Below are 20,049 nucleotides of genomic sequence, written 5' to 3'. Positions count from 1 at the left end.
AATAATTCTTTATAAAAACGGTTACTAGACACCTATTAACACAGATTCCAATAGGGGCCAACTACGATCTTTCTGAGAAATTTCAGTCACGTTCAAAGGCCAAACAATGTCTAAAATGGGATCATCATAACGCAGTCCTCGTTCATAACCAGGGGTGTAAAATTCACCAACTTGGTAAACAACTTCCGCGCCATCAGTTAGAGCTTGATACCCATGGGCAAACATTTCCGGTACATATAAAGCGCGACGATTTGTTGCTGTTAGTTCGACGCCAATATATGATAAGTAGGTAGGAGATTCCGGACGCATATCCACAATTACATCATAAATTGCACCTTGAGTACAGCGAATTAATTTGGTTTCTGTTGCTGGTGTAATTTGGTAGTGCATTCCTCGCAGAGTGCCTTTTTGATGATTAAAAGATAAATTACATTGAGCAACTGTTGGCTTTAAACCATGTTCAGCAAATTCCTGGGCGCAGAAAGTTCTGGCAAAAAAACCGCGATGATCTGGTTTTTCTTCTAATTCGATAATGAAAGCGCCAGCTAGACTTGTTTGGGTAAAAATCATATTTTTGAAAACTCTCGGTGAATTTGGATAAGCGAAAATGAAAACTTGATCGGGATGCTCTAACAACAGACCCTAGAAAAATTTACTGGGCTTTATTTGCAATTTCAGTCTTAAATTGCCCATGGGGTTTGGTGAAGGTATGATCATGGTATTGAGTGCAAAGTTCCGGGCGTTTAGGAGCATCAGAAGTGTAAACAAAAAATGCTGTAGAACGCTCTTTAGTTCTGACTGTTCCGTGATGTAAAACATTTCTAGGATCAACAAAAATTACCGTTCCTGCTTTTCCTGGACAAGATTTCCAGAATTTTTTAGGAATAACATTCATCATTGCTCGGTCATCAATTCCCAAAAAACCTGACTTCCACAATCTATAATCGACCCGATAATAATTGCACCATTCTCCAATATTACCTGGTAAAGGTATATATTCAAAAGGTCCATGTTCTTCCCCCACATCGTGTAAATAGACGATGATTTTAATCATCCGTCGGTCTTCCGAATCCTTGTGCCACAACAGAGTTTGTAGTTGCTGCTCATTGGGAAAATCCTTCCGCACGTGAACACCATGAAAAGCTATAGGTAACTCTATATAACTTTCAATGATATTCCTTAACCTAGATTCAATTCCCCAGGCAAAAAATTCTGGTAGATCTGTAACTGTGTAAATTTGCGGTAAGCTATATCCCGACTCCACATTTCTGGGAGCTGATATCATCCCTGCATAACCCGTAGCACTTACCCACATTTGTGTGGTTGATGGCAGTCCTAAATCTGTGAGAGAAGTAATATAAACACCTTGCTGCTTTAGGGATTCAGCAATTAATTTATCTTTTGAGGATAATACAGGTAAATGCTTTTTATATTTAGCCACAGATACCCGATAATTAATATCCTCAGTAAAGGCGTTGAGTTGATCTTGCCAAGTATTAATCATCATCATTTAAACTAATAATTTAACCCAGTAATTAACTCACGAATCTTTATTGCGACGAAGAGAAGAATTAGATATTTGCTGATTACAATCAGCAATTTTCAGTTCAGGAGCAGCCATAACTTCCACTGCAGAAACAGTGACTACAGCAAAGAAAGGAAGTATGGTTTGAATAGCAGAAATTGGCCATCTTCTTAAAGCACCTAGGAAAACTTTTAAATTAACTCCTCGCCAGTTCTGAATCATCATTCTGGCATAAAACTGTTTAGAGTATCCATTTTCATGGAGCTTAGAAATTACCTCTGGTATGTGTTTATATTGCATTAATAGTGCAGATTTAGGTTCTTTTTGCCAATAACTGACACCTACAATGCATTCTAAAAAATTCTCTTTGGTGACAATTACCTTTCCATGAGCTGCACAATAACCCGCAAAATAGGCTAAAGAAATCCAGTTATTAATGGCATCCGGCCAAATTTGTAGAGCCTGTTTAACCAGATCAGCTCTATAAATTGAAGCTGTCAGAAATATTACTGCCCCCACACTTTTAGCAAGACAATGTTCAAAGATTGCCTTACCATTGCCTGCACCATCTTCCATATCAATATCAAACCAACGATTGCCAGCAATAGTGGGTGGATGAACTGCTTCCCCAGTAATTTTATTTCTTCCTGAAAAATTCAGAAACATTAAAGATAAGTCCTGGTGTTTGTGGAATTTATCTATCACGTAACCAACAGTTCTATCTTGAATGGGATCATCATCACCAATTGTCCATACATATTTAGTAGTGGCGGAATTTAGACAGTAAATTATATTCCTCATCACGCCCAAATTGCTACTGTTTCTGTGGGATTTGAAAGTTACAGAACTGAGAATATTCTGCCATTTTTTGATAACTTGTGGTGTATAATCACTGGAACAATTGTCAGATACTAAGATTTCACAATCTTGTTCATAACCTTTAATAGCATGAGATAACCACTCCAATTGTTGATCCAGCAAATCTGCTCGATTATAGGTGGGAATGGCAATAGTCAGTAATTTACTCATGTAAAATAATTTCCCAAGTATCTTAATTAAACCAGAATTATTAGATCCCAGCAGTGATTTTGATGAAGATTTCCATAAGATTACTGCTTGGGACTTTTTGGAATATTAAAAAATTAATTCAAAAAACTAATTCCTAGCTATTCCAAAAAAAATTCTGATCGAGTTGTTGAGTACGGATCAAATACTCCAGCTGCTTTAATCTGGTAAATCCTCTAAAAAGGAATGTATCTTCAGTCATGTCGATTTGCCGAAATAAATTCAATAACTGTTGGGCACCACGCTCCGCATTCCAGTCACATTTGAATCCCGGTAATATTGTGTTTATTTTCTCGAAGCATACTCGATAACTACGATTATCTGCACCATTATTACCAAAGGTTAATTTACAATCTGGGAAAGTTTCTGCAATAATTTGGGCAATTTCTCGCACACGATAATTATTTTGTGTATCCCCTACATTAAAAATCTGATTGTGAATAATATCTCTGGGTGCTTCCAACACACACACAATGGCTTTACAAATGTCCAAAGCATGAACTAAAGGTCGCCAAGGAGTACCATCACTAGTCATTTTAATTTCCTTGGTGGTCCAAGCTAAACCTGCTAAATTGTTTAAAACAATATCGAATCTCATGCGGGGGGAAGCTCCAAATGCTGTTGCATTGCGCATGAAGGTAGGAGAAAAGTCATCGTCAGCTAATAACTTAATATCCCTTTCCACCAAGGTTTTGCACTCAGCATAAGCTGTTTGAGGATTCACTGGTGATTCTTCTGTTACATCCCCATCAGTGGCAATTCCATAAACACTACAAGAAGACATGTAAACAAACCGACGCACTCCCATAGTTTTAGCCAAATTGGCCAACCGCACCGAACCTAAATGATTGATATCATAGGTAATATGGGGTGCTAATTGTCCTGTAGGATCATTAGAAAGTTCCGCTTTATGAACTATGGCATCTACTCCCTCTAGGTCTTCTGGATTAATATTACGAATGTCTTTGTTCAGGGTTTTGATTGTTATTTCTGTACCGTTATATAACCAGCCAACTTTATAGAAACCCGTGTCTACTCCAATGACTTTATGACCTTTAGCAATTAATAAGGGAGGGAGCAATGAACCTAAATATCCTTCTGTACCAGTGACTAATATTTTCATAGTTTTCCTCTTGATTTTGATTTGGGACTTTACTCCAGGCTTGTTTTTAAAAACACCTGATTAAATTTGCTGGTTCTGGTAATTGATTCACAATGGCCTTACCAATCTCTAAAGAAGATGTAGCTGCAGGTGATGGTGCATTGCAAACATGAATAGAGTTTTTACCAGGAACGATTAAAAAGTCCTCTACCAGAGAACCATTATTCATTAATGCTTGAGCTCTAACCCCCGCATGGGTGGGTACTAAATCTTTCGCCTCCACTTCTGGAATCAGTTTTTGCAAACTTCTTACAAAAGCCGCCTTACTCCAAGAACGAATCATTTCTTTGATTCCTTCATCAGCATGTTTAGCTGCTAGTTTCCAAAAACCAGGATAGGTAATGACTTCAGTTAGATCTCTTAAATCAAAATCGGTTTTTTTATAACCCTCTCTTTTAAAACTCAAAACCGCATTTGGACCAGCGTGAACTGTGCCATCAATCATCCTGGTAAAATGTACACCCAAAAATGGGAAATCTGGGTTAGGAACTGGATAAATCAGCGTTTTGACTAAAGAACGTTTTTCAGGTGTTAGTTCATAGTATTCTCCCCGAAAGGGAACGATTTTAGCCTGGGGATTTACCTGACCCAATTTCGCCAGGCGATCGCTATGTAGTCCACCACAGTTGATCACAAATCTAGTTTCAAAACTACCCTTAGTAGTTTCTATGACCTGATTTTCACCGCTTGGGTGTAGTTTTAAAACCTGGGTGTTCAGCCGTAAATCGCCTCCCTGATTTTGAATAATCTCCGCGTACTTGAGGCAAACTTGTTTGTAGTTAACAATCCCGGTGGAAGAGACTCGAATTGCTGCCAAACAACTAAGATGGGGTTCAATTTCTCTCGCTTCTTGAGGACTAATTCTTTTAACTGGAATACCATTATCTAAACCTCGCTGGTAGAGATTTTCTAATCTTGGTATTTCCTCGGGTTCTGTGGCTACAATAACCTTACCACAAATATCATGATCTATATTATGTTCTCGACAAAATTCTACCATTGATTGACTACCATCACGGCAAAATTTCGCTTTGAAACTACCGGGCTTGTAGTAAATACCAGAATGAATGACACCACTATTGTTGCCAGTTTGATGAAATGCCCATTCCGCTTCTTTTTCTAGGACTAAAATCTTGGTTTGACCATGGCGTTTACCTAAAGCCATAGCCGTAGCTAGTCCTACTATTCCACCACCAATAATGGCAAAGTCATACATGATTATTTTTCCCTAAAATCACCATCAATTATTCCCACACTTTCCAAGGAGCTTGATTATTTTTCCATAAATCTTCCAGGTAGTTTTTATCTCTTAAAGTATCCATTGGTTGCCAAAATCCCTGATGTTTAAAAGCTGATAATTGATCCATGTCAGCCAATTTTTCTAATGGTTCCTTCTCCCAAATCGTACTTTCATCAGCAATAAAATTAATTACTTCTGGTTCTAGGACAAAATAACCACCATTAATCCAAGCACCATCACCCTCTGGCTTTTCTTTAAAACTGGTAATTTTAGTTTGTTCTTGTCCCAGGGAAATTGCCCCAAATCTTCCTGCTGGTTGGACAGCACTCAGGGTGGCTAAGGTTTTTTGGCTTTGGTGAAAATTAATTAGTTCGCTAATATTAATATTGCTGACACCATCTCCATAGGTAAAACAGAAAGTTTCGTTACCAATATGTTCTCTCACTTTCTTTAGTCTACCACCTGTCATGGTATTATCGCCCGTATTTACCAAAGTAACCCGCCATGGTTCTGCATATCCGGAATGGATACTCATTTGATTAAATCTCATATCAAAAGTTACGTCTGACATGTGGAGGAAGTAGTTGGCAAAATACTCCTTAATAATGTAACCCTTGTATCCACAACAAATGATAAAATCATTAATACCATGAGCTGAATATATTTTCATAATATGCCAAAGAATTGGCTTGCCACCCACTTCTACCATTGGCTTAGGTCTAATACTAGTTTCTTCACTCAGACGCGTTCCTAAACCACCAGCTAGAATTACTGCTTTCATGCAAATACCTCTTTTTTGATTTAACTATTTGCCAGCACGGCAAGTTATTTTGCTTGGTTTCCCTTTTTGCTGGAACATAATAGTAATCTAGCGAAAAAAATTGGAACCGTTTATAAAGAGTCAGTAAATTTAGGGTAAGCCTTGAAATAAGATAATTGTCAACAAAAAAAACAAGGAGATAACTACTAGATATCTATCTCCTTGGTGAGGAAAATATTATTTTTCTTACTACATTTCAGGGATTTACATTATAAATAATTGATGAGTTCTGTAAAAAATAGTCGCACTTTTCTTCAGCAATAACACAAATATTACTGATAGCTTGCTGGTAGTTGTTCACATCCTTCTTATTCAGATATAACTGGGCAGATTTTTCTAAATCTTCCAGAGCTTGTTGCTGATTATTCCTGGCTGTACTTTCTCCATATTGGGCTAATTCATAGTAAATCATTCCTCGTTTGAGGAACACCTCTGCCATTTCCGGATTAATATTTAATGCTTGGTCAAAATCTGCGATCGCCTGCTTATATATTTGAGCATAATTACTGCTATATTGGGCAAATTGGTAACGAGCTAGACCGCGCTGAAAGTAGGCTTCTGCTTTAAAACGATTGAGTTTAATTGCCTGTGTAAAGTCCCCAATAGATCTTTCGTATTCCTGTTGTGAGTTATTACTATATCTGGCTATTTGTGATCTAACAATACCTCTTCTAACATAAGCTTCATCATCTTGTTTGTTAATGTTGATAGCATTATTGAAACTGTCTATAGCTTTTTTGTATTCATAATCCGGATCATTGCTATAGTCAGCCAGCTTAAGATAAGCATTACCACGATTGATAAATGCTTTAACTTCCTGGGGATTAATTTTCAAAGCCAGGTTATAATCTGCCAACGCTCCTTCATAATCATTTAAATTATAACGAGCATTGCCCCTATGCATGTATAGTTTAGAAAAATTAGTATTTTGTTTGATACCTTGGCTAAAATCCTCAATTGCTTGTTGATAGTCCTGTTGTTGATAAGCCTGATTACCACGTTGATAGTAATCATTAAAACTTAGACTTAATGGGGAGTGAACATTTTCGCTTCTACTAGATAATAAACTTTGTTGAGTGTAAGGATTAGGAGAGAGAAAGGGACGGGTAAATTTAACCATAATATCCAAATAGCCCAATACACCCAAACCTAAAAGTCCAAACATAAGAGTATAAAACTTAGATCTGCTTGATGTTTGTACAGGTTGATAACCAGGGGAAGTTGATCTCAAAGAGAATTGAGTATAGGTTGCTAAGACAGGAACAGCTGGTTTACGAACACGGGGCTGATATCTGGGGCGCTTACGAGATTTGCGTCGAGGTTGGAGATGTTCCCTAGCGGAGATTGCCTGCAAAGATGGAAAAGGGTCTCTTCCCCCCAACTTCATAGTGCGTTCACACCAGGGACATTTATCTAGATGAGAATGATAAACATGCTGAGGGTTAACAGCACAAGAAACCAAACTTGCTTCTGCACTAGATAAAACCGATAGCCAAGTTTGGGCACTGGGGCGCAAATAGGGGGAATCATGACCATCTTCAAAACAGCTGATAAACAGATCTCGTAAAGCAGGATGAAGAGTTTGCCAACTGGGAGTAATGGGAGTAGGTAAATAGGGGACTTTTTGTTTTTGGCTATAGGTAAAATGGCCAGCCAGAATGCGGGACTCATAAGTGGGGGGATCCCCTAAACCTTGAAAAACCCCGGAAAAAGGGTGAGTCCCCTCCATCAAAAGCTGAAATATCAACACCCCTAACCCGAACAAATCATGATAAGTTTCCCGATTATAATCGGCAAAGGTTTTATTCTGAAGTTCTGGGGGAGTATATTCTGGTTTACCCACCAAACATCGATAAACCGTATTTTGAGACAAATCTGGGACTTGAAAGGAATCCGTATCCACTAAACTAACTAAAGCCGTATTACTGACTAGAATATTTGATTCATTGACATCGCCAATACAGTAATTACTTGCATGTAACGCGGCAAAAGCTGCAGCCAAATTGCGAGCAGTGCGCAGCAAATATTGATAATTAAATAGGGGACAGTTTTGACGACGATTACCAGGATTATAAAAGTCCATAATAGGACTCATGTTCCGAATCCGTGGCATTAAAAAGCCAATAATACTATCACTACCCTCCCCAGCAGTTAACAACTCCTGTGGCCATGCTATAGAAATATGACCAAAACTGGCCGCAGGATTTGCTGGGGGGTTGGCGATCATGGCCCGCAGTTTCTGAATATGACTAGAAGTTGGGTGATGATAAATTTTGGCGACTAAATTTTCATCGCTTGGAACCGTATAGACACAAGCTTCACCCCCGCGTCCCAAATTTTCCTGTAAATCCAGAACCTCTTGATTGGAAAAAGAACGTAGTACCTGCATAATTCAATGGTGATTAATGGACTTTATAAAACAAACCTTTTATCAGTTACTAAATGCTGCTAGTACCAAAGTTAAATCATCATCCGTACGTTCAATAATTTTTCTAGAAGATAAAAAACTTGTTAACTGTTCTTTTGCTAGTCTATGGTCTTTAACCTTGGCAACAAAATCAAATAAGGGTAAAAAGAAGGGTTGATGGGGTTCCTGAACTAGCATATTGAGAGCTAACATTTGTAGACCATCGGTGAGCACTCCAATATTAACTATGTTATGACGCAAGATTTGTAGCTGAGTTGTAGTCACTGCTTCACATGAAGTCAAAAATATGGTTTCGTTGACATATTCGCCCCTATGGGGAATGGTCAGAGCTTGCAATTTACCCGTGCTATCCCTACTCACAGCTAAACCATCACCTATTTGTGCTACCGCTGCAAGTTTTGGGGTAGCTACTACAATAATTAAGGTAGTTGCTAGGTCAGATAGCTCATATTTGCCCGCCTGAGCTTCCTTTTCCAAAGCGGTTTTGGCATTGATCATGGCCTCATGCAGCAACTCTCTCAATAGGATATCATCAGTGATGATGGTGGCAATATCTTTCCGCTGGGATATATACTCTATAGCTGTTTGGGTGGCTATCACCGCTCCTACTTTCCCTAGATTGGCACAACCTGCTCCATCTGCAACTGCTATTAATAATACATTGTTGGGCAGTACATGCCAGTGGTGAGCATCTTGACACAACTGGTCATTTTTGATATGGCTGGTTCCACACACGGATGCGGCTGCTACTCGCCATTGGGCAACCTGTTTCGATGAGTTCATAATCGCATAAATGGCAGCTGATGGCTGGCTATTGTCAATATATATTTAAATAGAACCCCAACCGATGGGTGGTAGTGCTACTTGCTCTTCCAACTGAGAATGGGATACAGCGGACATACTGGCTGAAAGCCACACAAACATTTCTACAAAGTTGAGACCTTTGAGTTTCAGAGGAGTTCGCACGGCTATTTGATGGAGACGATCCATATTGGCATTTTCTACTCCTACAGTGAAAAAAGCTACTTTTTTATTGGACTCGTCTCCTCGCAGACGCTGGGTTGCTTGTTCTATAACCTCATCTATCTCACCCTGGGGTTCACCATCTGTAATCATAAATATCCATGGGCGATAGTAAGCAATACCATTAGCACGATACTGGGATTTGCGCTCCTGAATTATTTCTAGGGCCTTATTAATTCCCGCTCCCATAGTTGTTAATCCCTGAGCTGTTAGAATAGGAGGGGTAAATTGATCTACGGTCACAAAATCTTGTACCACGTTTACATGACTATCAAAAGTAACAATTGCTACTTCTACTCTTCTAGCAGCTAGGGTGTTCTTAACCAGTTCATCCTTAAAACTCAGTAGACCCTGATTTAGTGCCTCAATTCTATCACCCTGCATGGATCCGGACGTATCTAGCAGGAGTACACAAGGACACCGAGGTTCTGGATTTTCTGCAAACTCAACCACTTCATCTAGGGTAAAGGTATTCAGCATAATTTCTTGTGTGATGTCGTCCAAGGTTCTGATTTCCTCTTCTCAAATTATATAGTGTCTAGACTGTTAGGACTACAATTATTGCATCTGGTGGTAGATAAACAGAATTTTGTCTCCCAATTATTTCCCATTTAATTCTCCAGGTCAGGAAACTTGAGCATTACCATACAGTTAGTTTATTAATGGCTAATTAATCTAAAGGTATACAACATTCTGTTCACCCCTTCTAGGATTCTTATCTCCTCAACTCCTAGAGGTGATCACTCTTTAATATATAGTATATAATGATCAGCTAGTATTTAAAGATTCTATGTTTTCTCTTCTCTATATTATCAATTAGCTGGAAAGAAACTACTGGGGCAAAAAAAGACTCCCTCTTGACCCAATATTCTCATAATATAGTCATGGTAGCACAACTGCCTTGAGGTCTTAAATCACTTATTAATTTACTTAATCATTTACTGTGGCAAAAGTTGTATTAGAAAACGTTTACAAAACTTTCCCTCCCCGCATAGGAGAAGTTAAGAACCAAGAGTCATCTTCTTCCAACCAACCTGGAGATGGTATTCATGTCCTACGTCGCATTAATTTAACTATTATCGAGGGCGAGTTTATGGTATTAGTGGGCCCCTCAGGTTGTGGAAAAAGTACCTTGCTACGTTTAATAGCAGGATTGGAGGTGATGACGGGGGGTAACATTTGGATAGGGAGTGATCTGATTAATGATTTACCTCCCAAGGCCAGAGATATTGCTATGGTATTTCAAAATTATGCTCTTTACCCCCATTTGACAGTTTATGAAAATATTGCATTTGGTTTACGTCGTCGTTTACCAGTTAACCACACTAGCTCTAAGGGAACTTTGGGTCACTGGGGAGAAAATCTGCTCATGGGATTGACTCAAAAACTACCCAAAGAATTACGTTATCAAACTCAAACGGAAAAAACTATAGAACAACAGGTTTTAAAAGTTGCTCACTTGCTACAAATAGATACAATGTTACATAGACTGCCTAAGCAACTGTCCGGAGGACAAAGACAACGGGTAGCACTGGGTCGAGCGATCGCTCGGGATCCACAAGTGTTTTTAATGGATGAGCCCCTATCTAATTTAGATGCTAAACTACGAGCAGAAACTCGCGTACAAATTGTCAAATTACAGCGACAATTGGGAACAACCACTATTTATGTTACCCATGACCAAACAGAAGCAATGACTATGGGCGATCGCATTGCCATTATGAATATGGGACAAATTCAACAAGTTGCCCGTCCCTTAGAAATATATAACTATCCCAAAAATCGCTTTGTGGCAGAATTTATTGGTTCACCACCGATGAATTTCATTCCCGTAGAATTTTATGCACCACTATTAATTACCCACAGCAATTTTCGCTTTACTCTACCAAATGAGTGGGGAAAAGCACTACAAAAATACAGTGGACAAACCCTAATTTTAGGTATTCGTCCAGAACACCTGATGTTAAGTGTACCGGCGACAAAAAATATACCCGTTAAAGTAGATCTAGTAGAAAATCTGGGAAATGATAGTTTCCTGAGTGTAAGAGTAATTAACCCTGATTTACCGAAATTAGATGGTCAGATACTACAGGTAAGAGTACCTTCGGATAGACTAATTAACATGGGGGATCAAATTTGGCTATCACCCATTGTGGAAAAACTGCACTTTTTCGATCCAGAAACCGAATTAGCGATCTTTACCGACAATAAAAACATTAATTTTTAAAAACATTAATTTGCCACTGCTTGGTATTGACACCTCCCCCAGATATCAAGTAGCTATGCCAACTTTTTCTCTCTGCGGGTATGGTGAACTTCTGACTGGGACTTTTTACCTCTTACCTCCAGATAGGCCAAGTCTTTAATTTTGGTCAAACAGTTGGTTTGGGTTACATGATTATTATCAGTTCGTTTGTCGCTGGATGATGAAGCAAGTTTGAGATTTTCCTTTTTCTCGGTCTCGGACCGATTTTGATGGGAGTTTTCCTTGATTAGTCGGTTGTAAGTACGGTAAGGAATATAATGCAAAGGATTATAACCCACAAACCGCAACATTAGCACGCAGGCCCAAGAATACTTGCCAGCTAGAATGGCCTCTATTACCTGGTCAAACTGCTCAGGATTGATTTTCGTATCAGCAAGTCCAGTGTTGTTAGAAAAATTGTGATTCATAGTTAGTCTTACTTTTATTTTTTAGGCGTGATTTATTTGATGAATGCTCAGATGTGATTGACCAGTTTCGGATCCGTGTTTAATTATCCTCTAGTCATCAACCCCAAAGAGTAACCAGAACAAGGCTATGGTCATTGAGTATTGTTGTACAAATAGCCGCTGATAAATGGTGAAACTTTTTTATAAAGTATCACCATTTTTGAGTCAGTAAACCCATGGAATCTGACTTCTTTCAAGCTACATTTGTAATTTATACTATCTTTTTTTCCCATATCATCTGCCAAGATGGCAAGTTGATAAGTCAAATTTAGTGAAGATCTCAAAACGTTCATTTGGTCATTGTGCAAGTTTAACTTTCGTCTGATTTTTGTTAGATAAATGGGGGGTCAGACCCCTCATTTTAGACAACTTTAAAGTTATCAATTGTTGAATATTTGAGGCAATCTCAATTTGATGTAGGAGTGTAAAGCCTTATAGAATAAGAACTTCATAAATTATCACTCAGCAGAAATCCCTGATTTTCCGTAAAATTGCCTTCGGTAGTTCCTTGATTATAGATTGTTATATGTTTTTTGGCAATCTCCTTTAATAAAATAATTATTAACACAGAAATAGCAAATCACTCAAGTTAAATAAATAGCAATAACTGTGGGGCATGAAGATAGAATATTTTTATAATTTAGTTGCTTATGATACCATTTAATAATTTATTAAATTAAACATTTAAGGGGAAATAAATGATGCTCCCTAACAAATACCCATAACCAAGTGTATTATCAAGTGATTCACGACATAGATGTGATATTTAATGTCAATTAATATATGGAACCAGAACGCTATAAAAAGCTGGATAGACATTCTGGCCCGCTGGTGGCTATGGTTATCTCTTAAGATTTAATTACCAATAACTATTTAAAGCATATATACACAGCCCAAATAGCCATAGGCCGAAGGTAGGTACTAGCCCGAAAAGTACCAGCAGCAGTGATCGCCTCTGGTGTGCGGAACTGTAGACCATGATCATAGACCTGTCTCACCACTGCTTCGGTTAAACGCAAACCTTGATCTTTCATGCCCATTTGCAGTAAAAAAGCAGCCAAGCCAAAATTGATACCCGTCCAAACCTCCAGAGGGTGGGTAGCTTGAGGATTTTCCGGTGAACCATCCAGAAGAACACCATTAGCAGCACCAAACTTACCATCTTGGAACTTGAGGAAACAAGCATCATAGATAGTAGTCAAAGCAGAAAGGGCCCGATCTCTTGGCACGATATCCGGTAGATTAAGCAACCTGGCATAAAACTGTCCTGATAGTTGATCAGCCATCACCACATTAGAACCACTTTCACTATCTAAACGGTAAAATTTGCCATTCCATAGTTTTTGTTGATATACTGGTGATGATTGGTTTAACCAATTCTCATAAATAGATCTTTGCTCCCCCACATTTGGTAATTCCGGGCGGTTTATCAAAACATCACAAATGGCGATCGCAGCTTCTAAAGCGGCCAACCACAAAGCACCGCAATAGGCACTAACACCACTTAGTCGCCAATCATCAAAGGTCTGGTCGGGAGCGCCAGAATTTTCTGGTATTCCATCCCCATCTATGTCAAATTGTTTGAGATAATCTAAAGTCAGCACTATACCATGCCAACAGTCGACTAGAAACTCCATATCATCAGCACCGGTAAACAGGAAATCACGGTACACCTGCAGGACAAAATCACAACCCAAGTCTTTCCATAGGTTACAGTCCTGATAACTGGTATAGTTGGTTTGCTCCCAAACCCACTCATTAGGTGCGCCTAAATCGTGAGGTGTAGCCCCTGCTACCTTGCGTAATGCCATCGGACTGGGGGAGTTAATGGTTAAATAGTATCCAATAATTCTAGATCTATCATCACTTTGGGGGATGGCCCGCACAAAAGCACGAATGACCGCCTTTTCCAATTCTGGGAATAAAATTAACAGTCCAAAGGAACCATATAATCTAACATCTAAACTCTCATACCAACGATAGTCTAAACATTCTAAAACCGCGAATTGACCCATGGGGTCTTTTTCCGTCCCTGCACTCCACAGGGTTCCCCCACTAGTTAAATCATACAGTTCGTTAAATAAAGCCATCTTGAACCAGCTTGGTAAATCCTCCCTTTCCAGAATTGGTTTTTGCCAACTCTCAATATGCGATCGCCAGTTGTAGCATTCTTTCAGAGCACAAGTAGCAATCTGCCAAGCATTATCGCCGGTAGTGCCGAAGAAATCAGTATATCTACGATAATAGTTGACACCTGCTGCAAATTCTGTCACTGGAAAGTCCCAACTCAAGACGAAAGGAACTGTTAAAGTTTCCCCAGGTGGGAGGGTAAAGCGGACTGCAACAGCAGCGCCCAAACGAGAATTTACATCTGCGGGGGTTTCGTCCTGGGAATTAGATAGAGAGCCATTCTGACTAAAGTCACGCCAAATTTCTTCACCATTACCCACAGGATTAAATTGGCAATGATAGAATAATTCAACCTGGGGATTTTTCACGGTAGCAATACACCAAGTACCATCACCTTCCTGAATTGGATTATCAGTAGCTCGACCTAAAACACAACCCAAATATTGGTCATTTTCTGCTAACCAGTTATAGTTCCCCTGACTTTCACCCCATCGTGGTTGGTATTCATATACAGGAGAGCCATCATCCCTAATTTTAACTTGAGGAGATTTGAGAGCATTAGTAAACCACCCGGTCATATTCTCCCAACTCAACATAATACTCGCAGTAATGGGTTGATTGGTCGGGTTATGGATATTCCATAAGAAAACAGCTACAGGATAACTAGTTTCTCGGTAGTTATGGGCCCAAACTGGGGAAAATTGTTCGCAAGTGAATTGTAGGGGAAATACGTTTTCATATACAAACCAACTGCGGGGGTAGAGTGCGTGATATGTCCCCCCATCAGTTTTTGCACCTGTTGGTGAATGGACAACATTGGGATACCATTGCCAGGTTTGTAAGGTATTGTCTTCTGGTGGTTGGGTGGATAATGCGTAAGCTTGACCAGATGTAAAAATACTGAACTGACACCCGGGAACATTTTTAAAAACATGTTCACCCCCATCAATATGCCATAAATTAAAATCTCCCCGAGAGGAACGACCAATACAACCTGCTCCAAAACCACCTAATGGCATACCATGAAATGGCCCATCATCCAAATTACTGGGATAGCGAACTGTATATGGTCTTTCCCACCCTTGACCTATAGCACGTTTCCACGTATGGGGCGGTATTTCACTGTATTTGTTCATAGTCTTCAAAAAGTTTTCCTAATCTAAACAGTAAGACCAAGGTTATACAAGTTCATTATTGTAATAGTTAGTCACACAAAAATACTTCTCTTTTATTTTATTTTATGTATAATATATATAACACTTATTATAATAAAACAAATGTTATCTACTATCACACAATTCACCGCGCTGACAATAATTATATTTTGCGCACTTTCTGTCAGATATTTTCTTGTATCCTGGTCCCTTTATTGGTTGCTGTGGACTCGTCGTCCTAGTTCCTGGGAAAAACGCCGTCTTCAGGAAATTAAAGAAAATAGTCAGAATATCAAAACTGAAATCAAATGGTCTATTGTATCCAGTCTAATTTTCTCCCCAGCAGTTGCTCTGGCCATGACCATCATTAATAATGGATATACCAGGGTGTACACTAATCCTCTGGAATATGGCTATTTATACTTACCTATAAGCTTACTCATATATTTATTCTTACACGATACATATTTCTACTGGACCCATTTATGGTTACACAGTCCTAAAATATATCGCCGCTTTCATCGAATACATCATCAATCCATAAAACCCACACCCTGGACTTCCTTCTGCTTTGACCCTTTAGAAAGTATAATGCAAGCAGTGATTATTCCTATCATGCTGTTGATAATTCCCATTCATACCAGCATGTTAATCTTATTATTAATATTAATGACGGTATTTGGCGTGATTAATCACCTAGGGTATGAAGTTTATCCCCGTTCCTGGATGAATGGTTTTTGGGGTGAACATTGGATTACACCCTCCCATCACACCCTACATCATCACAAATTCAATTGTAATTATGGTCTTTATTTTCGCTTTTGGGATAAGGTGATGGGGACGGATGTTATACAAGGGGAAAAACTACATTCTTAAGCTTACTTGCTACCATAGAAAAAAGCAATCTCTTTTTCTTTTAAGGGTGCAAAACCAGCTGCTACTAATTTCTCATCTAACTCCGCTTGAGGTATGTGTTTAGCACCAATGCGAACAATTCGAGAACGCATGGTGTTAGATACTCCACTTCGTTGTCTACCTGCTTCCAGTCCCATAACGTAATTATATAGCTCTAGCTTGACAGTAGGAATGGGAGATCCATCAAAGTCAATTCCCTGTGCGATCGCTATATCTATAGCATCAGCGCCAGTGGTTGGATTTTGTGCGGTTGTTTCGGTGGTCATGGCTATAATCTGGTTAAACTTAACAGGTATTCTATCAGGAAGAGGAGAGAATTTAACTTTTACGCACCACCAAACCACCAAAAAACGCTCCTAATATTGTACCAGTCCAAATCCCAGCTATGCTACCTTGCCATATTGCTCCTGGTGTTACCACTACATGACAAACCTGTTGCCAACCCCATGGTTGGGTCAGGCATTTTTGATTATGTAACATAGAAGAGATTTGTGCAGCTGTTAATCCACCAATTATTCCTGATAATAGCGCAATAACAGTACAAATTAAAGTGCGTTTTTTGATCATTCCACCAAACCCTAATAATCATCAACCAGTATTTCTCATTCCCGCTGCAATCCCATTAATAGTCAACAATGCACCCCGTAGTAATTCTCCTTTACTGTAACGAGAATGTATTACTCCCGGCGTACTGCTGGTCTTGTACTGTCTCAATCGCTTGAGCAAGGAAACCTGAATGAACCCCAATGGCAATATAGTGCTATTTCGTAATTGTACTGACCGCTGTAAGGTAGGATCTTCATCCAGTAGTCTTTGATTTCCCGTGATTTTCAACACCAGGTCCCTAGTCAAATAGTATTCCCTGGCAATTTGGGCAAACACTTTCTCAAATCTTGGTCTGTCTTCCGGACTGGAAAGTTCCTGTACATAATGACGCGCCATCTCTATATCCACTTTTGCTAGGGTCATTTCTACTTTGGAAATCACCATTTTAAAGAAAGGCCACTTAATATAGAAATAACGCATTAGTTTCAAGTGTTCTTCCGATTGTCCCTGTAAAAACTCATCTAATGCCGTGCCTACACCATACCAAGAAGGCAATAAAAATCTGGTTTGTGTCCAACTAAATACCCAAGGTATAGCTCTCAAACTGCCCAAATCTTTTTTGCCAGACGATCGCCTCGCTGGGCGAGAACTAATTTGTAACTGACTAATTTCTTCAATAGGAGTTACCTGATGGAAGAAGTCAATAAAGTCGGGATCCTCATAAATCAAAGCTCGATAATGTTGACGAGATCTCACTGACAATTCTTCCATAATCTCATTCCACGCTTCAATGTCATCAAACCCCGTTCTCAATAAACTGGCCTGCACTACCGCGCTAGTAATTGTTTCCATGTGGTACAAGGCTAAATCTAACAGAGAGTATTTAGAAGCTAAAACCTCCCCCTGTTCGGTAATCTTGATCCTACCATTAATACTATGTCCAGGTTGGGCTAAAATTGCCTCGTAGGCTGGTCCACCACCACGACCTACTGATCCCCCCCGCCCATGGAAAATTCTTAGGTTTAAACCGTATTTCTCGGCGATTCCTTGCAGGGATTTTTGGGCTTTGTGGATTTCCCAATTACTACTTAAAAAACCAGAGTCTTTATTACTGTCGGAATATCCTAACATCACTTCCTGGAGGTTAGGTCTAAGATCATTATGGGATAGGTTATTTTCTGTGTGATCAGGTTTATAACCTCCTGCTAAGAAGGCACGGTATAGGGGAAGTTCAAATAATTCCCGCATCACACTTCTGGACCTTTGTAAGTCCTCCACAGTTTCAAATAGAGGAACCACACGAATAGAGCCAACTCCAGTAGCAGGGTCAAACAATCGTGCCTCTTTAGCCAGTAGTAGTACCTCTAATACATCACTAACTTGCCGACACATGCTAATAATATATGTTTGGCAGATCCTAAGCCTAAATTCCTGTTGTAGCGATCGCACCACTCGGAAAGTTTCAATGACATCATTGGTTTTTTCCGAAAATGGCAATTCTGCTGGAATCAAAGGTCTTCTAGTCTGTAATTCTGCTGTCAACCAACTCACCCTTTCGCTTTCTGAGAGTTCATTATAGGTTTGGGGAAGGATTTGTAGGTATTCAAGAATTTCATTTATTGCATCAGAGTGTCTAGAAGACTCTTGACGAATATCTAATTGGGCCAGATGAAAGTCAAAAATCTGCACCTGGCAAATCAAATTATCTAATTCTCCGCAACTCAATCCAGTTTCCGTCAAGTTACGTTGAATCAGTCTTAACTCTGCCAAAAATTCTTCCCCTGAAGCATATTTATCAGCATCCTCATTGCTGGGAGTCTCCCCACGATATAAGGACAAATTCCGATCTCTGGTATTTTCTAATCTTCTTAATACATAAGAAAGTTTTAGGCGATAGGGTTCTTGACGATAGCGCAGGGCTAAAGCATCATAAACATCACCTAATACAGATTGGTCTAACTCCAGGGACTCCAACAAATCCGGTAGTACATCACTCCAGTGCATGGAAATGCTCAATAACTCAATCAGCTTTTTCACAGATTGAATATATCTCTCTAAAACCATCTTCCGCTGGTAACAGGCAGTTTTCCAAGTCACCTCGGGTGTCACCGATGGGTTACCATCTCGATCCGAACCTACCCAAGATCCAAAAGAACAAAAGTTCTTACCCGGTGGTTCGAGCCAAGGAAATGTTTGTTTTAAAGCATAAGCAAACCGTTTATATAATTGGGGGATACCATCAAATAGAACCTCTTGGAAGTAATGCAAGGCATAGTCTACTTCATCTAGTACAGTTGGTTTAAATTGATGTAGTTCGTCTGTGCGCCACCATAGGCGGATTTCTTCTAATAAACGCTCCCTAATTTCTGCCAGTTCCCAAGGATGACCACCAACGCGATTTTGTAGGCTATCCAACTGCTGCAACAGATTAACTACCTGTCTTTGTTTATCCCGGATGGTATGGCGGACAATTTCCGTGGGATGTGCTGTGAAGACTAAGCGCACATCCAGTTGAGAAATAAGTCTTTGAATCTGCTGAGGTGGAACATTTAATCTAAATAGTAGGGGGAATAAGACCCCAAAGGTTCCCTTCTGGTGAGGGGTAATTTTATCACTACCAGTCTCTTTATTGATGGGTAGATCATTTTCCCTTTGATTAGTTGAATAAATAATATTAGGCCAGCTTTCTTCCGCCACAGGATCGGGCACAGAATAGCGAGTCAACTGTTGTTTTTGTTCGTATTCTTGCTCAATAATGTTAATTAACTGGAAGTATAATGCAAAAGCACGAGCAGCACGAATGGCTTCATTAATGTTGAGCTGTTCAATCAATGCTACTGCTGAGGATGCTTGATCATGGGTGGTTTGTCCCTCTGGTGAACACAAATCCCGTAGTTGACGCAGCAGGTCAACCATTTTTTGTCCACATTCTTGTCTGAGAACCGACTCCCATAATTCTTCTACTATGTGCAGACGATGACGTAAAAATAATTCAGACATGGGGTCTATATTCGCCACTGGCAATAAAGAGTATAAAATTGAACTCATATTTTTTGCTGTAGTTCCGTCAGTTAAGGTTAGTAATTCTATCCCATCCACTTTTAAACTTAACCTGTAATCCTATCCTCAGCACGGGACGTTTCGGGGAATTTTAGTGGAGGGAGGCGATCGCCCCTAAATATCTCCTCACTAGCAGTTCCCAGGGTTGTAATCACCTCACTAGTTACTTTATTTGCTATAAGTAGTAGTAACATGGATGTTGTGCCTATTTGTAGTAACGGGGAATGGGAAATCGTAGAAGACATGATTTATTCTGTAGATTGGTGGTT

At 39.4% G+C, this 20,049-nt stretch carries 17 protein-coding genes; 2 read left to right on the top strand and 15 right to left on the bottom strand.

Features of this window, described 5'->3' with window-relative positions:
• Positions 1-24: 24 nt before the first annotated feature.
• From rfbC to IAR63_RS00210, 9 genes are all read right to left on the bottom strand, one after another.
• Positions 25-570: a dTDP-4-dehydrorhamnose 3,5-epimerase gene (gene rfbC, locus IAR63_RS00250; protein ID WP_006277194.1), complete on the bottom strand. Its 546-nt coding sequence runs from the start codon at positions 568-570 to the stop codon at positions 25-27.
• Positions 571-652: 82 nt separating this feature from the next.
• Complete coding sequence (locus tag IAR63_RS00245) at positions 653-1,507, bottom strand: phytanoyl-CoA dioxygenase family protein (protein ID WP_187707286.1); 855 nt, start codon at positions 1,505-1,507, stop codon at positions 653-655.
• 33 nt (positions 1,508-1,540) lie between these two features.
• Positions 1,541-2,554: a glycosyltransferase family 2 protein gene (locus IAR63_RS00240; protein WP_187706182.1), complete on the bottom strand. Its 1,014-nt coding sequence runs from the start codon at positions 2,552-2,554 to the stop codon at positions 1,541-1,543.
• Between the two features lie 133 nt (positions 2,555-2,687).
• On the bottom strand, positions 2,688-3,713 hold the full coding sequence (locus IAR63_RS00235; RefSeq protein ID WP_187706181.1) for an NAD-dependent epimerase/dehydratase family protein: 1,026 nt from the start codon (positions 3,711-3,713) through the stop codon (positions 2,688-2,690).
• Positions 3,714-3,759: 46 nt separating this feature from the next.
• Positions 3,760-4,968, bottom strand: a complete 1,209-nt coding sequence (gene lhgO, locus IAR63_RS00230; protein ID WP_187706180.1) for an L-2-hydroxyglutarate oxidase — start codon at positions 4,966-4,968, stop codon at positions 3,760-3,762.
• Between the two features lie 28 nt (positions 4,969-4,996).
• A complete protein-coding gene (gene rfbF, locus IAR63_RS00225) occupies positions 4,997-5,773 on the bottom strand; it encodes a glucose-1-phosphate cytidylyltransferase (protein ID WP_187706179.1) in 777 nt (258 codons plus the stop codon).
• A gap of 235 nt (positions 5,774-6,008) precedes the next feature.
• Complete coding sequence (locus tag IAR63_RS00220) at positions 6,009-8,201, bottom strand: tetratricopeptide repeat protein (RefSeq protein WP_187706178.1); 2,193 nt, start codon at positions 8,199-8,201, stop codon at positions 6,009-6,011.
• A gap of 42 nt (positions 8,202-8,243) precedes the next feature.
• Positions 8,244-9,023 carry a PP2C family serine/threonine-protein phosphatase gene (locus IAR63_RS00215; RefSeq protein ID WP_187706177.1) on the bottom strand — a complete coding sequence of 260 codons (780 nt, stop codon included), beginning with the start codon at positions 9,021-9,023 and terminating at the stop codon, positions 8,244-8,246.
• Positions 9,024-9,068: 45 nt separating this feature from the next.
• Positions 9,069-9,743: a vWA domain-containing protein gene (locus IAR63_RS00210; protein ID WP_187706176.1), complete on the bottom strand. Its 675-nt coding sequence runs from the start codon at positions 9,741-9,743 to the stop codon at positions 9,069-9,071.
• A 463-nt stretch (positions 9,744-10,206) separates the two neighbouring features.
• Here IAR63_RS00210 and IAR63_RS00205 point away from each other — a divergent pair, with 463 nt between their 5' ends.
• Positions 10,207-11,490 carry an ABC transporter ATP-binding protein gene (locus IAR63_RS00205; protein WP_187706175.1) on the top strand — a complete coding sequence of 428 codons (1,284 nt, stop codon included), beginning with the start codon at positions 10,207-10,209 and terminating at the stop codon, positions 11,488-11,490.
• Between the two features lie 53 nt (positions 11,491-11,543).
• Here the strand turns inward: IAR63_RS00205 and IAR63_RS00200 are convergent, their stop codons facing one another.
• Both IAR63_RS00200 and IAR63_RS00195 read right to left on the bottom strand, forming a co-directional pair.
• Positions 11,544-11,936 carry a HetP family heterocyst commitment protein gene (locus IAR63_RS00200; RefSeq protein WP_057178811.1) on the bottom strand — a complete coding sequence of 131 codons (393 nt, stop codon included), beginning with the start codon at positions 11,934-11,936 and terminating at the stop codon, positions 11,544-11,546.
• A 908-nt stretch (positions 11,937-12,844) separates the two neighbouring features.
• Entirely contained in the window at positions 12,845-15,241 is a 2,397-nt protein-coding gene (locus tag IAR63_RS00195; RefSeq protein ID WP_187706174.1) for a GH116 family glycosyl hydrolase, read from the bottom strand.
• A 141-nt stretch (positions 15,242-15,382) separates the two neighbouring features.
• Here IAR63_RS00195 and IAR63_RS00190 point away from each other — a divergent pair, with 141 nt between their 5' ends.
• A complete protein-coding gene (locus IAR63_RS00190; protein ID WP_187706173.1) occupies positions 15,383-16,135 on the top strand; it encodes a sterol desaturase family protein in 753 nt (250 codons plus the stop codon).
• A 2-nt stretch (positions 16,136-16,137) separates the two neighbouring features.
• Here the strand turns inward: IAR63_RS00190 and IAR63_RS00185 are convergent, their stop codons facing one another.
• From IAR63_RS00185 to IAR63_RS00170, 4 genes are read right to left on the bottom strand one after another with little or no spacing between them, the layout of a single operon-like run.
• Positions 16,138-16,440 carry a small RNA NsiR4-regulated ssr1528 family protein gene (locus IAR63_RS00185; RefSeq protein ID WP_006277208.1) on the bottom strand — a complete coding sequence of 101 codons (303 nt, stop codon included), beginning with the start codon at positions 16,438-16,440 and terminating at the stop codon, positions 16,138-16,140.
• Positions 16,441-16,492: 52 nt separating this feature from the next.
• Positions 16,493-16,741 (bottom strand): hypothetical protein, encoded by a 249-nt coding sequence (locus tag IAR63_RS00180; protein ID WP_187706172.1) that lies wholly within the window; start codon positions 16,739-16,741, stop codon positions 16,493-16,495.
• Between the two features lie 21 nt (positions 16,742-16,762).
• Positions 16,763-19,768: a phosphoenolpyruvate carboxylase gene (gene ppc / locus IAR63_RS00175; RefSeq protein ID WP_187706171.1), complete on the bottom strand. Its 3,006-nt coding sequence runs from the start codon at positions 19,766-19,768 to the stop codon at positions 16,763-16,765.
• A 59-nt stretch (positions 19,769-19,827) separates the two neighbouring features.
• Entirely contained in the window at positions 19,828-20,025 is a 198-nt protein-coding gene (locus tag IAR63_RS00170) for a hypothetical protein (protein WP_187706170.1), read from the bottom strand.
• Between the last annotated feature and the right edge of the window lie 24 nt (positions 20,026-20,049).

The sequence above is a fragment of the Cylindrospermopsis curvispora GIHE-G1 genome (assembly GCF_014489415.1).
Taxonomy (GTDB): Bacteria; Cyanobacteriota; Cyanobacteriia; order Cyanobacteriales; family Nostocaceae; genus Raphidiopsis; species Raphidiopsis curvispora_A.
This window is presented reverse-complemented; position numbering and strand designations above follow the sequence as displayed.

Bases quoted from the DNA above. Each gene is read 5' to 3' on its own strand.
- rfbC (WP_006277194.1), bottom strand. From the start codon at position 570: ATGATTTTTACCCAAACAAGTCTAGCTGGCGCTTTCATTATCGAATTA.
- IAR63_RS00245 (WP_187707286.1), bottom strand. From the start codon at position 1,507: ATGATGATTAATACTTGGCAAGATCAACTCAACGCCTTTACTGAGGAT.
- IAR63_RS00240 (WP_187706182.1), bottom strand. From the start codon at position 2,554: ATGAGTAAATTACTGACTATTGCCATTCCCACCTATAATCGAGCAGAT.
- IAR63_RS00235 (WP_187706181.1), bottom strand. From the start codon at position 3,713: ATGAAAATATTAGTCACTGGTACAGAAGGATATTTAGGTTCATTGCTC.
- lhgO (WP_187706180.1), bottom strand. From the start codon at position 4,968: ATGTATGACTTTGCCATTATTGGTGGTGGAATAGTAGGACTAGCTACG.
- rfbF (WP_187706179.1), bottom strand. From the start codon at position 5,773: ATGAAAGCAGTAATTCTAGCTGGTGGTTTAGGAACGCGTCTGAGTGAA.
- IAR63_RS00220 (WP_187706178.1), bottom strand. From the start codon at position 8,201: ATGCAGGTACTACGTTCTTTTTCCAATCAAGAGGTTCTGGATTTACAG.
- IAR63_RS00215 (WP_187706177.1), bottom strand. From the start codon at position 9,023: ATGAACTCATCGAAACAGGTTGCCCAATGGCGAGTAGCAGCCGCATCC.
- IAR63_RS00210 (WP_187706176.1), bottom strand. From the start codon at position 9,743: ATGCTGAATACCTTTACCCTAGATGAAGTGGTTGAGTTTGCAGAAAAT.
- IAR63_RS00200 (WP_057178811.1), bottom strand. From the start codon at position 11,936: ATGAATCACAATTTTTCTAACAACACTGGACTTGCTGATACGAAAATC.
- IAR63_RS00195 (WP_187706174.1), bottom strand. From the start codon at position 15,241: ATGAACAAATACAGTGAAATACCGCCCCATACGTGGAAACGTGCTATA.
- IAR63_RS00190 (WP_187706173.1), top strand. From the start codon at position 15,383: ATGTTATCTACTATCACACAATTCACCGCGCTGACAATAATTATATTT.
- IAR63_RS00185 (WP_006277208.1), bottom strand. From the start codon at position 16,440: ATGACCACCGAAACAACCGCACAAAATCCAACCACTGGCGCTGATGCT.
- IAR63_RS00180 (WP_187706172.1), bottom strand. From the start codon at position 16,741: ATGATCAAAAAACGCACTTTAATTTGTACTGTTATTGCGCTATTATCA.
- ppc (WP_187706171.1), bottom strand. From the start codon at position 19,768: ATGAGTTCAATTTTATACTCTTTATTGCCAGTGGCGAATATAGACCCC.
- IAR63_RS00170 (WP_187706170.1), bottom strand. From the start codon at position 20,025: ATGTCTTCTACGATTTCCCATTCCCCGTTACTACAAATAGGCACAACA.